Annotated in this window: 14 protein-coding genes; 10 read left to right on the forward strand and 4 right to left on the reverse strand. The window is 37.4% G+C overall.

The genetic code is table 11. The features are described 5' to 3' along the window. Nucleotides 1-86 precede the first annotated feature (86 nt). A complete protein-coding gene (locus tag ACI3K6_RS15905) occupies nucleotides 87-1,490 on the forward strand; it encodes a putative bifunctional diguanylate cyclase/phosphodiesterase (RefSeq protein WP_435555583.1) in 1,404 nt (467 codons plus the stop codon). Between the two features lie 773 nt (nucleotides 1,491-2,263). Here the strand turns inward: ACI3K6_RS15905 and ACI3K6_RS15910 are convergent. Further along, nucleotides 2,264-2,584 (reverse strand): hypothetical protein, encoded by a 321-nt coding sequence (locus ACI3K6_RS15910; protein ID WP_435555584.1) that lies wholly within the window; start codon nucleotides 2,582-2,584, stop codon nucleotides 2,264-2,266. A gap of 184 nt (nucleotides 2,585-2,768) precedes the next feature. Between ACI3K6_RS15910 and rlmD the strand changes: the two genes are divergently transcribed. The 3 genes from rlmD (at nucleotide 2,769) to ACI3K6_RS15925 (ending at nucleotide 5,716) form a co-directional block, all read left to right on the forward strand. Next, the gene (rlmD, locus tag ACI3K6_RS15915) at nucleotides 2,769-4,142 is read left to right on the forward strand and encodes a 23S rRNA (uracil(1939)-C(5))-methyltransferase RlmD (protein WP_435555585.1); all 1,374 of its coding nucleotides are present in this window, start codon (nucleotides 2,769-2,771) and stop codon (nucleotides 4,140-4,142) included. Between the two features lie 416 nt (nucleotides 4,143-4,558). Continuing rightward, nucleotides 4,559-4,825: a hypothetical protein gene (locus tag ACI3K6_RS15920; protein WP_435555586.1), complete on the forward strand. Its 267-nt coding sequence runs from the start codon at nucleotides 4,559-4,561 to the stop codon at nucleotides 4,823-4,825. Between the two features lie 99 nt (nucleotides 4,826-4,924). Beyond that, complete coding sequence (locus ACI3K6_RS15925) at nucleotides 4,925-5,716, forward strand: lipid II flippase Amj family protein (protein ID WP_435555587.1); 792 nt, start codon at nucleotides 4,925-4,927, stop codon at nucleotides 5,714-5,716. A 178-nt stretch (nucleotides 5,717-5,894) separates the two neighbouring features. On the opposite strand, the gene ACI3K6_RS15930 is transcribed toward ACI3K6_RS15925, so the two are convergent. After that, on the reverse strand, nucleotides 5,895-6,521 hold the full coding sequence (locus ACI3K6_RS15930; protein ID WP_435555588.1) for a class I SAM-dependent methyltransferase: 627 nt from the start codon (nucleotides 6,519-6,521) through the stop codon (nucleotides 5,895-5,897). A 606-nt stretch (nucleotides 6,522-7,127) separates the two neighbouring features. Then, nucleotides 7,128-7,757, reverse strand: coding sequence for an alpha/beta hydrolase (locus ACI3K6_RS15935; RefSeq protein WP_435555589.1), 630 nt, complete (start codon nucleotides 7,755-7,757; stop codon nucleotides 7,128-7,130). Between the two features lie 430 nt (nucleotides 7,758-8,187). Here ACI3K6_RS15935 and ACI3K6_RS15940 point away from each other — a divergent pair, with 430 nt between their 5' ends. The 6 genes from ACI3K6_RS15940 to ACI3K6_RS15965 all read left to right on the forward strand — a co-directional run bounded on the left by ACI3K6_RS15940 (nucleotide 8,188) and on the right by ACI3K6_RS15965 (nucleotide 12,576). Then, nucleotides 8,188-8,673: an HIT family protein gene (locus ACI3K6_RS15940; RefSeq protein ID WP_435555590.1), complete on the forward strand. Its 486-nt coding sequence runs from the start codon at nucleotides 8,188-8,190 to the stop codon at nucleotides 8,671-8,673. A 457-nt stretch (nucleotides 8,674-9,130) separates the two neighbouring features. Continuing rightward, nucleotides 9,131-9,475 carry a PadR family transcriptional regulator gene (locus tag ACI3K6_RS15945; protein ID WP_435555591.1) on the forward strand — a complete coding sequence of 115 codons (345 nt, stop codon included), beginning with the start codon at nucleotides 9,131-9,133 and terminating at the stop codon, nucleotides 9,473-9,475. Next, nucleotides 9,472-9,816, forward strand: coding sequence for a DUF1048 domain-containing protein (locus ACI3K6_RS15950; protein ID WP_435555592.1), 345 nt, complete (start codon nucleotides 9,472-9,474; stop codon nucleotides 9,814-9,816). Before ACI3K6_RS15945 ends, ACI3K6_RS15950 begins: the two co-directional genes overlap by 4 nt. A gap of 245 nt (nucleotides 9,817-10,061) precedes the next feature. Beyond that, complete coding sequence (locus ACI3K6_RS15955) at nucleotides 10,062-10,823, forward strand: ABC transporter ATP-binding protein (RefSeq protein WP_435555593.1); 762 nt, start codon at nucleotides 10,062-10,064, stop codon at nucleotides 10,821-10,823. Then, the gene (locus ACI3K6_RS15960) at nucleotides 10,824-11,573 is read left to right on the forward strand and encodes an ABC transporter permease (RefSeq protein ID WP_435555594.1); all 750 of its coding nucleotides are present in this window, start codon (nucleotides 10,824-10,826) and stop codon (nucleotides 11,571-11,573) included. A gap of 331 nt (nucleotides 11,574-11,904) precedes the next feature. Then, nucleotides 11,905-12,576 (forward strand): Crp/Fnr family transcriptional regulator, encoded by a 672-nt coding sequence (locus ACI3K6_RS15965; RefSeq protein WP_335479849.1) that lies wholly within the window; start codon nucleotides 11,905-11,907, stop codon nucleotides 12,574-12,576. Nucleotides 12,577-12,672: 96 nt separating this feature from the next. Here the strand turns inward: ACI3K6_RS15965 and arcD are convergent, their stop codons facing one another. Beyond that, the gene (gene arcD / locus ACI3K6_RS15970; RefSeq protein WP_435555595.1) at nucleotides 12,673-14,106 is read right to left on the reverse strand and encodes an arginine-ornithine antiporter; all 1,434 of its coding nucleotides are present in this window, start codon (nucleotides 14,104-14,106) and stop codon (nucleotides 12,673-12,675) included. Between the last annotated feature and the right edge of the window lie 38 nt (nucleotides 14,107-14,144).

Raw genomic sequence — 14,144 nt, forward strand, 5'->3', positions numbered from 1 at the left:
AAAATAACATCCTAGAAAAGGGCCTTCATGTAACGGTCATTCTACTATTAATTCAACAAACCTTAACAGGATTAGAAAATAAAAATATGTTCAAAAAATTAAAACGCATTGCCTTATCAGATGAAACCTTCATACAGGAAGAACAAAAACTGGAACAACAAGGCGATGAAATAGGCAGTCTGCTTAAAAAAATTGAGAATTTAGCCCATTATGATCCGCTGACCCATTTGCCGAACCGAAATCTATTCCAAACAAGGATCGAGCAGGAACTAAAAAAAGCTCGCGTTAAGGGCTCCTCATTCTCGCTGATGTATATTGACTTAGATCGTTTTAAATATGTGAACGATAGTCTAGGTCATGACTGTGGGGACATGTTACTAAAACAGGTTGCCAATAGACTTAAGGAATCAGTGGGAAAATCAGCAACTGTTGCTAGAATAGGAGGGGACGAATTCGCCATTATTTTACTAGAATCCGACCCAACCAAGCTTGAGATCTTTGCCCAAGAGATTCTTAATAGATTTGAGACTTCCTTTGACATTAATGGCAATTTCTTATATACCACACCGAGTATGGGGATTACGATATACCCAGAGGGTGGAAAAAACATGAAGGAATTATTGAAAAGTGCTGATGCCGCCATGTACCTTGCCAAAGAGGAAGGAAAGAATAACTTCAAATTCTTCAACCATAAATTGAATGAAGCAATCTCGAAAAAAATAAAACTGGAAACAAGGCTCCGAGCAGGATTAGAAGAAAATAATTTTAGCTTAAACTATCAGCCGCAGGTTGAATTAAGAACCGGAAAAACTATTGGATTTGAGGCATTGCTGCGATGGAACGATCCAGAGCTTGGAATGGTGTCCCCCGTTGACTTTATACCGGTGGCGGAAGAATCCGGTTTAATTGAACCCATTGGCAAATGGGTATTGGAAACAGCCTGTCGTCAATTAGTGGAATGGCAGCAAATGGGAATGGAGAATGTCTCCATGTCCGTTAACGCATCAATCCGCCAATTCCAGAATCCAAATTATGTTCATGAAGTGCAAACTACTTTAGCGGAAACAAATCTTAACCCCAAGTATTTAAAAATAGAAATTACAGAAAGTGTCCTGCAAAACATAAATAAAACAAAAAAAATACTCGATCAATTAAGGGGATTAGGCATTCAAATAGCTATAGATGATTTTGGAACAGGTTATTCCTCATTAAGCTATTTGAAAGACTTACCTGTGAGTTGTTTGAAAATTGATAAGGCCTTTATTGATGAATTATCGGTCAATAAAGAAGGCCCAATCGTCAAGACGATCATTGATATGGGCCGTAATATGAACTTCATGGTTATTGCGGAAGGAGTCGAATCAAGAGAACATGTAGACTTTTTACAGAACCATCAATGTTTTGTTGGGCAAGGCTATCATTTCAGTAAGCCCCTGCCTCCTACTGATATCGAACAATTTATGCTGGAGAAAAGTTTGAAGATTTCATGATCGCAATAAGCTCCATTTGCACCCCTAGATGTAAAAAAATCAAATAAGGCGGTCGCTAGTAAAGCCCCCTTGGCACCCGAAAAAGGAAAAGAGCGGAAAAGACGGTCGCCAATAAGCCCTCTTGGCGCCCGAAAAAGGAAAAGGGCCGAAAAGACAGTCGCCAATAAGCCCTCTTGGCGCCCGAAAAAGGAAAAGGGCCGAGAAGGAGGTCACCAATAAGCCCCCTTGGCACCCGAAAAAGGAAAGGAGCGGAAAAGACGGTCGCCAATAAGCCCTCTTGGCGCCCGAAAAAGGAAAAGGGCCGAAAAGACAGTCGCCAATAAGCCCTCTTGGCGCCCGAAAAAGGAAAAGGGCCGAAAAGACAGTCGCCAATAAGCCCTCTTGGCGCCCGAAAAAGGAAAAGGGCCGAGAAGGAGGTCACCAATAAGCCCCCTTGGCACCCGAAAAAGGAAAGGAACCGAAAAATCGGTCGCCAATAAACCCTCTTGTCACCCCAAAAATATAAATTGAAAAATGACAGTCGCCAATAGGACACCAATCAAAACCAAATTGCCAGTACCCGTTAAAATCAAAAAAGCAGACTCTAAAGTCCATAACCAAGCACCTAAGAGTCTGCTTTTCATTTATTTTTGTTTGAAATAATCAACAAATGCATGGAAAATCTCGATACCTTGGTAAGTTAACAGGCTCACCGCAGAAAATGAGAAGAAGCCAATCATTAGAAATCGAATCCACATTTTAAAATTCCTCCCTTATTTTTAAAAAATAGTGCATTAAAGGGAGGGAGAGACCATGTAATTAGATTGATAAAATTTAGGTAATAGAAAGAAGTAGCCTTTGTAATAATTAGATGAGAAATACTGTAGAGAAAATGTGGTAATGGGCAGGATCAGAGTCAAGATAAATAGTAATGGATGATGAAATGGCTGCTTTTTCTCATCGTCCCATTGCACCTTGGATGACGTATCATCCAACATGATGACAGCCTTATGCTCGGCAGCGTGATTGGTGTGATTGATGGAAGGTAAATGAATCAAGGCAAAAGCCAAAAGACTAAGGAGCAATAGGATGGAGACAGGTTGAAACTTCTTCACCGTAATCGACTCCTTCCAATGAGATTGTTTTAATCATACTCACTTTCATTATATTTGAAAACAAAAATATTCTGACAATTTAAATGAAAAATGGGTAAAAATCTACTAAACATGGCAAATTTCGCATTAAAGCTTGCTTTATGATACAATCTCGTTAGTCAAAATGCAGAAAAGGAAGAAGTAAATGAGCAGAACATTGCCAGTTCAAAAAAATGAATATATTGAGGTCGTCTTCGAGGATTTAACTCATGATGGAGCAGGCGTAGCTAAAGTGGATGGGTATCCACTATTTATCCCAAACGGTTTGCCTGGAGAAAAAGCAAAGATCAAGGTCATTAAGGTAAATAAAGGCTATGGCGTTGGTCGATTAATTGAACTTTATGAAAAAAGCCCGTACCGGGTAGACATTCCTAGCGAGGAACAGAATCAATACGGTGGCTGTCAGCTCGAGCATATCAGCTATGAAGGGCAGCTTATATACAAGGAAAATCAAGTCCGCCAGGTTTTAAGCCGAATTGGCAAACTGGAGGATGTCGTCGTCCACCCGATTATCGGAATGGACCAGCCATTCCACTACCGAAACAAAGCCCAAGTGCCGGTGGGGGAAAAGGATGGCAAACTGATTGCCGGATTCTTCAAACCTAGAAGCCACGAAATTGTGGATACAGATGAAAGTGTGATTCAACTCCCTGAAGTAAACGAGGCAATCAAAGCAGTGAAGGAGATTTGCGGGGAACTAGGTATTCCTGCTTACAACGAGGAAACTCATAAAGGAGTGCTGCGTCATATTATGGCCCGTTACGGAAAGCAAACGGGTGAATTAATGATTGTTGTCGTAACAAGAACGGCTGATATTCCTTTTAAAAATAAATTAATTGAAAAAGTCACGGCACGGCTGCCCCAGGTAAAGTCAATCGTCCATAATGTCAATTCCAAACGGACCAACGTGATACTTGGTGAAAAGACATCTGTTTTATGGGGTAATGAATTTATCTACGATTATATTGGCAACGTGAAGTTTGCTATTTCAGCCTTGTCCTTTTATCAGGTCAATCCTGTTCAGACAAAGGTGCTTTACGATAAGGCTCTTGAATATGCCAATTTAAGTGGGGAAGAGAGCGTGATTGATGCCTATTGTGGAATTGGTACGATCTCGTTATTTTTAGCACAAAAGGCAAAACAAGTATTTGGTGTGGAAATTGTTCTGGAGGCAATTGAAGATGCCCGGAGGAATGCGGATTTAAACGGGATAACGAATGCAGAATTTGCTGTCGGAGAAGCTGAAGTAGTCATTCCAACTTGGTATAAGGAAGGGAATACCGCCGATGTCCTGGTGGTCGACCCGCCACGAAAAGGCTGTGACGAAGCATTGCTGCAGACCATCATTGATATGAAACCGACAAAGGTCGTCTACGTATCCTGCAACCCGGGCACCTTGGCAAGGGATTTGCGGATTCTAGAAGATGGGGGATATAAGACACTTGAGGTTCAGCCTGTAGATATGTTTCCAATGACGACGCACGTGGAATGTGTCGCTCAACTCGTAAAAAAGTTGTAGCATAAACTGTCCTTTCAATCAGTATGTCCCTTACAAAGTAAGTAAAAAACATAGTAGAATTTAAATAATAATTTGCTCTACAGATCGATGGTCTTCAGGAGAAATCTTGAGGTGCCCTCGGTCTCTTTTTATGTATTAACGTTCATTCATAGTTGGAAAAAGTAATAGAAATTTAAAAATAAGGATCGCCATACCAAAATAAGCTGCTTTGGATCATCAATGCATCCCCTTTACCTTAGAATTATTTTTTTCCTCCTGATGATCCCAAATAAACTTAATTACAAGGGGAGTTTGATTATTTACTTATTTATCAGGGACCGGAGCTACAAAGTAACCACGTTCTAATTTCTGAAGGTGAAGGAAATAACAAAAGAATTGTAGAATACTAATTATTACATATATTGGGTGGTGGTCTTTTGGAAGTACGATTGGAAAAAGCAACAAATGTAGATGCACAAGCAATATTTGATATACAAGTTAAGGCATTTTTGCCTTTGTTGGAAAAATATAAGGATTATGGAACAAGTTCTGCTAATGAAACTACAGAAAGAGTGTTAATTAGGATCAATAATCCCAGTGTATTTCAACTAGCCTTTCCACAAAAAAGTGATGTTAAAGAGAACGAAAGGTTAGATAAATACTCTATTGGTTGCCACTTCTTAAAGTGGATAGGAAAATTATGATGGAGATTGAAGAGTAGCTTATTGGTTTTACGGATTAGTGAAATAAGAGATTGCAAATAAAAAGGTAATTTATAGGTAAAAAAAGAAGGTGTAAGGAAATTGAGTCCACAAATTTTCATTGTTTTAATCTTAAATTTTATTATTTCTTTGATAGGGACATTGGCGTATTCTGTCCGAATGGTTGGGGTTAGAACAGGTAAAATTGCTGTATCATTTGCAGTATTTAATATCTTAACGTTAGTATCAAGAATGGCAGTAACGTTTCAAGTTCCATTATTAACTAAATATGTAGAACATCACTCTGGTTCCAATGATTTATTACCTATATTTAATGTCATCATTTTAGTGTCGTGCATTGCTACAATTGTTGGAGCTTTTTTAATTCCAACATTTCAAAGGATTTTTTATAAAGGGGTATTACATTTCTCAGTTGATCGATCAATTCCTAAACTTGTTATCCATAGTTTTTCAAAAGCTGGAGTTAATTACATAATAGATTGTGTGGCAATCCCCGTAAAAGAGAATATAACAGGATTTAATATTAGGAAATTACCTATAAAAATAATAAGTTTTAATCTCATTGCAGTTGCCCTATTAACGGTTGGAGCATTAGCACCAATATATGCAGGTAGTATTGCTCCAGATTTAAGAGCAACATGCGTTACTTTATCTTCCATCATAAATGGGATTGCGACTATTCTCATGGCAATATTTATTGACCCGCAATTATCGGTTATGACTGATGATGTGATAGAAGGAAACTGCACAGAAGAAGATTTTCGTACAGTTGTAATTGGAATGGTAGGAAGTAAAACATTGGGAACATTCGCATCGCTATTACTAATAATTCCTGCTTCATATTTGATTGTAATTATTGCAAAAATGATATAAGCTTTTTTTCCGCAATAAATTAACAAACATCATAATAAACACTTCGTTTGTCATAATATAATTTTCGCAAAAAGCGGAACAAAACGGGGAAAAACCCCGCAATCCTGACCGAGGATTAACAGGCAATAATATTCCAGAAAGAGAAGGAGTAGCAATGTAGAGTTGCTACTCCCATACTTTATTTAGAAATGACTATAATCCCTCCGCAATGAGAAATCGGTTGAAATTTACAATTACATATACTTGCTAATGCAGATTTTAATTCATCAAAAACGAAATAAAATTCATCATCGTCCCAGTGGTGCAGATTTTTCTGTCTGCATTTATTCAGTTCCTCTCTGCTCTGAAAAGAAATGTCGCCAATTATTATTTTCCCTTCTTCTTTTAGTAGGGATAATAATTTGGAAACAAAGATGACCTTTTCCACATCCGTTAGATGGTGCAATGTATAGGTGCTTACAATTGAATCATACCGCTTGTTCACGATTTCGGAGGGTAAACCTTTTGAAATATCCCACTCTATTAAATGTGCATTTGGCATTTTGGACTTTGCTATAGAAATCATTTTAGGTGAGAAGTCCAAACCATCTATTTGATGCCCATTTTCATATAGCTTACTTGTTAATACACCTGTTCCAAACCCTATATCTAACACGTTTGAATACGTTTTTTGCATTACTTCATTGAATATAATATTTAATATTTGTTTGTACCCTGCAAACGGATAATCATTGTTTTCTTCACTTATATGAACAGTGTTATCATAATTATCTGCCCATAAATTAAATCCACTTTTACTTAACATGAATGCTCCTCCTATTTACAAAGACATTTCGAGCTTCAATTAAATCATTTGAATCACTCGATCCAAATATATTAACTTGGCATTTAAATATGGAATTTTCATTGTAATCCCCACCTATATTTACTTATATTTATCCTAACATTTTTTTGGAAAATCTCCATGAGAATTAATATTAGAAAGACAGTAGGGACAAAAAGGTGGTTTAATAACAAAAAATTAGATGGGCAATCAGTGAATTGATAAAGCTTGGAGAGAAACTGACTATTTATAAATTCAGTATTCGCAGGATTTGGTGGAGCGAATAAAGATATAAAGAAACATATACCGAATAAGGAACCATAGCATAAATGAAAAGGCAACCCTTGTTCATTATAAAAGATTTGGTCCTTACTCAAATAGTGCTTACATTTAATTTAGGCTGTTCCGGAAGCAAGTTTCTAATGAATAAAGGAAGAGTCAGTTAGCGCTGTTAAGGGATTTTTCGTTTTGTCAGGGTAGATGGTTTAATCTAATAAATGAATAAGTACAGATTGGTATAGGAGATTTATTGTGGAAATCTTTTATTTAAAAGATAGACTAAAAAACTGTATGGGGAGCCATACAGTTTTATTCAAATTCATATATTAAATTTATTACCTTTTTAAGAGCATCAATTGAATTAAATATATTGCCCTCAAACTCTAAACTATGATTAACGCCTTCAATTAATTTTAGACTAATATTATTATTGCTTTTTAATTCTTTGTATCTTTCTTCTATATAACAATGATCACGATCACCTATTATTAAGAGTCCTTTATTTGAGCTATTTAAAAGGGCATTAAAAACATCATCTCTCTGTAACAGAGGGGTTAACCATATAGTCATTGCGGTTTCAAAAATGAGATTATCCAAGAGATAAGTCAAAGCAATAGTACCTATTGACTTTGCAATGATATTTATTTTTGAATATCTCTCATTTTTCAATATAGGCTCGATTACAGCAATAACATCGGCTGTAAACTCTTGTTCACTTAACAATGACAATTCTTCTTTGGAGTATTCATAATTGACTTGTAGTACATCAAAGCCTTTTTGTAGAGAAGCACTTGTGGAAAAATAGAGCAAGGGTTTCTGGGTTGTATAGCCTGTACCCGGTAAAATAATAGTTAAAGAATCAGTGCGATTATCCTGTTTATAAAGTGTGAATGGGATGTTCCTATTATTTGAGGAAACTAAGTCATTAACAATTTTCAAACATTACTCCCCTTTCGTGTATATAAAACATATTATACTATATTTAACAGTTTTTTCTATTTACAAAAAATTATATAATTTTTATTAATGTAAAAAGGTAATTACATATGCCTGTAAAAGAACTCTTCAATTGTTGTCCTTAACTTAATTTCTACCAATAGTATTCATGGTCTTGGCTACTGGAATAATTAGGTATATCATATTCCAAGTTGGTAGCAAGAATTGAATCTAAGAGTCTGATTGATTTAAAAAACTAAGGTTATCCTTAGCTGATGTTAAACAATATTTGAAGGCGGTGAGTGCAGTTTAAAAAATTTAGTACCCCAGACGTATTTTTCATAAAAAGAATAATTATTTAAAATGAATTTTGAGCGATATAGAAATAAAAAAGATAAGTATTATCAGATTTTGATAATTAGAGGGGACCCTTATGAGAAAAATTACATTATCCAATGGACAAACAATAGAGGTTGAATGTTTAAGTTGTGCGTTGGTAAATGGATTAATTGAACCTGATGGTGGAGTTGTGATTGAAACTGAATATTTTCATGCACATCAAGATGTTGCCTATCCAATAAGGGGGTTAGTAATATTAGCCTCAAAACGGCATATAAAATGTTTGGATGAACTAACGGAATTAGAAAGAAATGACTATATAAACATTCTTTCAAAGATTAGAAAGGCTCAACGAGAGGTCTTAGATATAGAATACGTATATTATTTTTACAATGAAGATACAACACATCATTTTCATACTTGGATGGTTCCACGTTATGAATGGATGTATGAATTTGGACGTTCGATAGAGTCTGTTAGACCTGTTCTTCTTCATGCAAGAAACAATTTGAACAATGAAGAAAATATTAAAGAAGTAATGAGTGCAATTAAAGCCTTAACTAAAGCATTAGAAAGTTAGCTCTTTCCACAAATAGATATTTACCTCAACAGTAGCAATCAAAAAGGCATTTTTGGTTCTTAATTTAGCATGATAATGAAGCTTTACAAAGAAAATTTAAAGGAGGGCTTATATTGAAACGGCTTCTTATAGGTATTTTTGTTGTAATGATTATTCTGCTGGCAATGTACTTTTTGATAAATAATGGGTCTTGATAGCCCGTTTAATGCTTTTATATCATTAGGATATTTTAAGTCAGGTGTAGATCATATTAGTTCACCTTATCCTAATGGAATTTTACTCAATAAAAATTTAATTTCGTAATAACGGGCGTATTTGATGAAAAGTTTTATTGACAAATGATGGTATTCGGTAATACTATATACTAGTAGTCAGTATTACAGAATATCTGTATCACAAAATACCATTATTGCAGAATGCTGTAAATAAATTAGTAAAATAAGAAGGAGGTAAAAAATTGGAAAATATTACAGAAATGCTGAAAGGGGTGCTTGAGGGTTGTGTGCTTGAAATCATCAGCCGTGGCGAAACTTACGGATATGAAATCACCCAACAATTGCGAGAACTTGGCTTCACTGATGTGGTGGAAGGCACAGTTTATACAATAACCATGCGGCTTGAGAAAAACAATCTGGTGGACATCGAGAAAAAGCCGTCGACTATGGGACCGCCGAGAAAATTTTATACGCTCAATGCAGCAGGTCAGGAGCAGCTTGAATTATTTTGGAAGAAGTGGGATTTTGTCTCAAGTAAAATAAACGAACTTAAAACGAAAATAAAATTAAAAGGAGAAGTTATATGAGCATTTTTGAAAAAATTATCGGAAGTCTGGATGACAAGAGGGAATGGAAGGCGATGGAGGCGCGTGCGAAGGCACTTCCAACTGAGTTCCGCAACGCTTATAAAGCTATCCAAAAGTATATGTGGACTGCTGGTGGCGGCCCCACCGACTGGAAGGACAGTAGCCGTATCTTTGGCGGCATTCTTGACCTCTTTGAGGAAGGTGCAGCGGATGGCAAGAAAGTCACTGATCTTACAGGTGAGGACGTGGCTGCTTTCTGCGATGACCTAGTGAAGGATGAGCAAACGTGGAAGGATAAGTATCGTAAGAAGTTGAACGATACAATTGGACGCGGTGAATAAAGAAAACCTTCACTTGGGACGACTTGGTTTCCTTTTCTAAAACCGATGTCGACAGGTATCTTGAATATAGATTGGGAATAAATTGATGCAATGGATCATACCTACTGGATAGCTGGTTACAAATGTACTATGTCACCTCAACTATTCAGTTATATTTTTAATCATGTAGTAAGTAATACAGAATATCAGTGAGACTTAGTAGTGAAGGTGTCGGCAATCTTCAATTTTAATAAGGGGGAAAAAATATGAGCAATGCAGTGATTTCTGTAAAAGGATTAAAAAAATCCTTTAAAGATAAGGAGGTCTTAAAGGGGGTAGATTTTGAGGTTCAACGTGGCGAAATTTTCGCACTGCTTGGCTCAAATGGAGCGGGAAAAACGACGACGGTCAATATCCTCTCGACACTGATGAAGCCCGATGGTGGCGAAGTAGGTATATGTGGCTATGATACCCAGCTTCAAGCAGATTATGTTCGCCAGAGTATCAGCCTAACAGGGCAGTTCGCAGCTTTGGACGGTATGCTTACAGGTAGGGAAAACCTGTTGATGATTGCCAAGTTGCGGGGAGTTTCCCACCCTGCTCAAGTCGCCGACAATCTGCTTGAAAGATTCAGCCTGCGTGACGCGGCCAATCGCCGGGCGGACCAGTATTCTGGCGGGATGAAGCGCAGGCTTGACATCGCCATGAGCCTGATCGGAACGCCAGAAGTCATTTTTCTCGACGAACCGACGACAGGGCTTGACCCCGAAGCGCGAATCGAAGTCTGGAATACCATCAAGGAACTTGCCGGCGGCGGAACCACCATCTTATTAACGACCCAGTACCTGGAGGAAGCCGAACAAATGGCGGACCGTATCGCCATCCTGCATGATGGAAAAATCATCACAACAGGTACCCTTACCGAACTTAAGGAAATGTTCCCGCCAGCAAAAGTAGAGTACATCGAGAAGCAGCCGACCTTGGAGGAAATATTCCTTGCAATCATCGGTAAAAAGGAGGAGATGTAAATGAAAAGCAAAACAGGGGTATTACTAGGGCGTTTAATGCGCAATATTATGCGCAGCCCTGACACGATTATTACGGTGGCAATTACACCGATTATGATGATGCTTCTATTTGTCTACGTATTTGGCGGTGCCATAGAGACAGGCACGGACAACTACGTCAATTATTTATTGCCAGGAATCTTACTGATGGCGATCGCATCCGGAGTCGCTTACACTTCCTTACGACTGTTTACAGATGTAAAAAGTGGGCTGATGGCGCGATTCATTACTATGCCAATCAAGCGCTCGTCGGTATTGTGGGCTCACGTGTTGACTTCGCTTGTGTCCAATTCTCTTACAGTTGTGGTGGTGATCCTCGTAGCACTCTTGATGGGCTTCCGTTCCAACGCTGATATCGTCAATTGGCTCGCGGTGGCTGGAATACTCGGGTTGTTTACGCTGGCCCTGACATGGCTTGCGGTCATACCCGGATTGAGAGCAAGGTCAATGGAAGGGGCGACGGCTTACTCGTACCCACTGATTTTCCTCCCTTTTATCAGTTCGGCCTTTGTCCCCACCGAAACCATGCCTAAAATGGTCCGTGCGTTCGCCGAGAACCAGCCCGTAACTTCAATCGTGAATGCAATTCGTGCTCTCTTATATGATGGGGTTGTGGGCAACGATATCTGGATTGCCCTTGCCTGGTGCGTCGGTATCATGGTGATCGCTTTCTTCTTCGCCATTAAAGCATTTAAACGTCAGCTAGGGTAAGAAAGAGAGATTGAGAATCTTCATTCAGAGCAAATGCGATCAGAATAACCTACTAAGATTGGCTTTATATTCATACTCCGAATGAACATTTTAAATTAGCAAACTTTGATAAAGTAACCTTAACGATTCTCTCATTTTTAGAACTGATAAAAAATAAAACCAAGCAAAGAGGGAAGAGTGCGGATCCCTCTTTTTGCCGTTAGGAAAGTATAATTTCCTTTTATTGTTACAAATTCAGCAAAAATTTAGATAAATACCTTTGTATAATTGTAAATAGTTACTTTCTATTTGCAATAATTAAATGGCTAGGAACAGGAGAGTGTGGCAGATCATGAATCTAACCCAAAGTGACCTATTTTTATTAGGCAATAAGGAAGATTATCAATCATTAGAGAAGTATATGTTTAAGCGAACATATAAAAAAAATCAACTTCTATTTTCTGAAGGGGATCCGCGGGATAGAATTTATTTTTTGCTAGAGGGATTTGTTAAACTGGAAAGGTTTAATCAAGATGCAACGATGCTGTATTTGGACTATTTAAAACCGCATGATTTTTTTCCTTATCGAGGAATGTTTACAGATGATTATTATCATTTTTCTGCATATGCCCTTACGGATATTATTGTCTATTATATCCCAACAGCCATTTTTGAAAAATTTATTTTATTGGATCAAAGTCGATTGTATCATGTTGCTAAAATACTGACAGAAATTATGGAACAACATGAAAAGCGAATTGCTATCATTACGACCAATTATGTAAAAGATCGAATCGAACAAACAATTGCCTATTTAATGATTTATTACGGGATCAATGCTCAAGACAGTGTAATCATAGATATTCCGGTCACACAAACCGAAATTGCTAAATTTTCGGGAACTTCAAGAGAATCGGTATCCCATATATTTAAAGAATTAAAAGATGACAATGTAATATCTTTTAATGACAACAAACAAATAAAAATTGAGCAACCCGAATATTTTTTAGATCGGTTAAAGTAATGTATTCAATAAATGATAGGGCAGCCTACTTCTTAACATAAAAATAGCTTCTTCATAGTAAAAATGAGGCAGCCCCATTCCAACCTATCATTCTTTTTAAATAGTCCTAAGGTCAATGGCACCAGTTGCTATTTGGATTATACAGATAATGAACAAGATAAGGACAATCCCTGCAAAAATCCAATCAATTTTTGTCGATAATAATTTTCTTTTGTTTTCTTTTTGAACCCATGCAAACACGAAGAATCCGGCGGCAAAGATAAACATTGTTAATAAGAAATACTGGATCCCTGATGCAATTGTAACCCAAACCACAAAGACACTGGATATGATCCCTAAAATAATATTCTGAACTCTATTTTTTGTCCCTGGTTTTTCGCCTAATGAGAATTTTAATTGATAAAAGGCGACTAACCCATATGGCAGCAAAATAGCTGAAGCTGAAAGGGAATACATAAAATTATAGGCACTGTCATTAATTAAAAAAGTGAATAAAAAGATTTGGATTAATAAATTTGTTACGAGAAGAGCAGCAGTCGGTGCACCATTTTCGTTCACTTTTGTAAACAGCCGCGGGAAGTTTTTGGACTGTGCTGCTCGATATGGAACTTCTCCCGTATACATGGTGGTAGCAAGCCAGCAGCCAAGAATGGAGATAATAACACCGATATTTATTATAATGGCACCGGGTTTTCCAATAATATGTTCAAGTACATGTGCCATTGACGGTTTTGGTAAATCGGCCAATTCATTTTGAGACATAACACCAAAGGATAGAATGGTAACTAGAGCATATAGGATTAGAACGGATGTAAAGGCAATTAATGTTGCCTTCCCGACATCTTTTGCCTTTTTGGCACGACCGGAATAAATGATTCCTCCTTCTACACCAATAAACACCCAAACCGTTGTTAACATCACATTTTTTACTTGTGAGGCAACAGATCCGAATTCAAAATTCCCGGAAGCTGTTCCCCAAAAATCTAATGAAAATACATCAAATTTAAAAGCAAAAATAGCGACAATAATAAACAAAATGATGGGGATAATTTTTGCAACCGTTACAATAAAATTGACGAAGGAAGCGGTACCCGAACCCTTAATCGTTATATAATGAATAATCCATAATGTGATGGAAGCGCCTAAAACTGAATAAATATTCTGACCGTCTCCAAAGGTTTCAAAAAAATAGCCCAATGCACTAAAGGTTAATGTTCCAAATGCGACATTTCCCATTAAAGCAGATAACCAATATCCCCATGCCGCATTAAACCCCATATAATCACCAAATCCTTCTTTGGCATAGCTATAAATTCCAGCGTCTAATTCGGGACGTTTTTCACTTAAATTTTTAAAAGAAAAGACAAGGGTCCCCATCCCAATTCCAGTAACAAGCCAGCCAGCAATAATCGCCCCCGGGGCAGCTTGCGAGGCCATATCAGATATTAAATTGAAAATCCCTGCACCAATCATCGAACTAATGATGACAGCGGTTAAAGAACCAAGGTTTAGCTTTTTTTCCGATCCCATAAGAATTCCTCCTGGTATGCACTAGCATAGTAAAGAGT

The organism is Neobacillus solisequens (genome assembly GCF_051233465.1).
Taxonomy (GTDB): Bacteria; Bacillota; Bacilli; order Bacillales; family Cytobacillaceae; genus Neobacillus.

Coding starts and splice junctions, on each gene's coding strand:
- ACI3K6_RS15905 (WP_435555583.1), top strand. CDS start 87: ATGTTCAAAAAATTAAAACGCATTGCCTTATCAGATGAAACCTTCATA.
- rlmD (WP_435555585.1), top strand. CDS start 2,769: ATGAGCAGAACATTGCCAGTTCAAAAAAATGAATATATTGAGGTCGTC.
- ACI3K6_RS15930 (WP_435555588.1), bottom strand. CDS start 6,521: ATGTTAAGTAAAAGTGGATTTAATTTATGGGCAGATAATTATGATAAC.
- ACI3K6_RS15940 (WP_435555590.1), top strand. CDS start 8,188: ATGAGAAAAATTACATTATCCAATGGACAAACAATAGAGGTTGAATGT.
- ACI3K6_RS15950 (WP_435555592.1), top strand. CDS start 9,472: ATGAGCATTTTTGAAAAAATTATCGGAAGTCTGGATGACAAGAGGGAA.
- ACI3K6_RS15955 (WP_435555593.1), top strand. CDS start 10,062: ATGAGCAATGCAGTGATTTCTGTAAAAGGATTAAAAAAATCCTTTAAA.
- ACI3K6_RS15960 (WP_435555594.1), top strand. CDS start 10,824: ATGAAAAGCAAAACAGGGGTATTACTAGGGCGTTTAATGCGCAATATT.
- ACI3K6_RS15965 (WP_335479849.1), top strand. CDS start 11,905: ATGAATCTAACCCAAAGTGACCTATTTTTATTAGGCAATAAGGAAGAT.
- arcD (WP_435555595.1), bottom strand. CDS start 14,106: ATGGGATCGGAAAAAAAGCTAAACCTTGGTTCTTTAACCGCTGTCATC.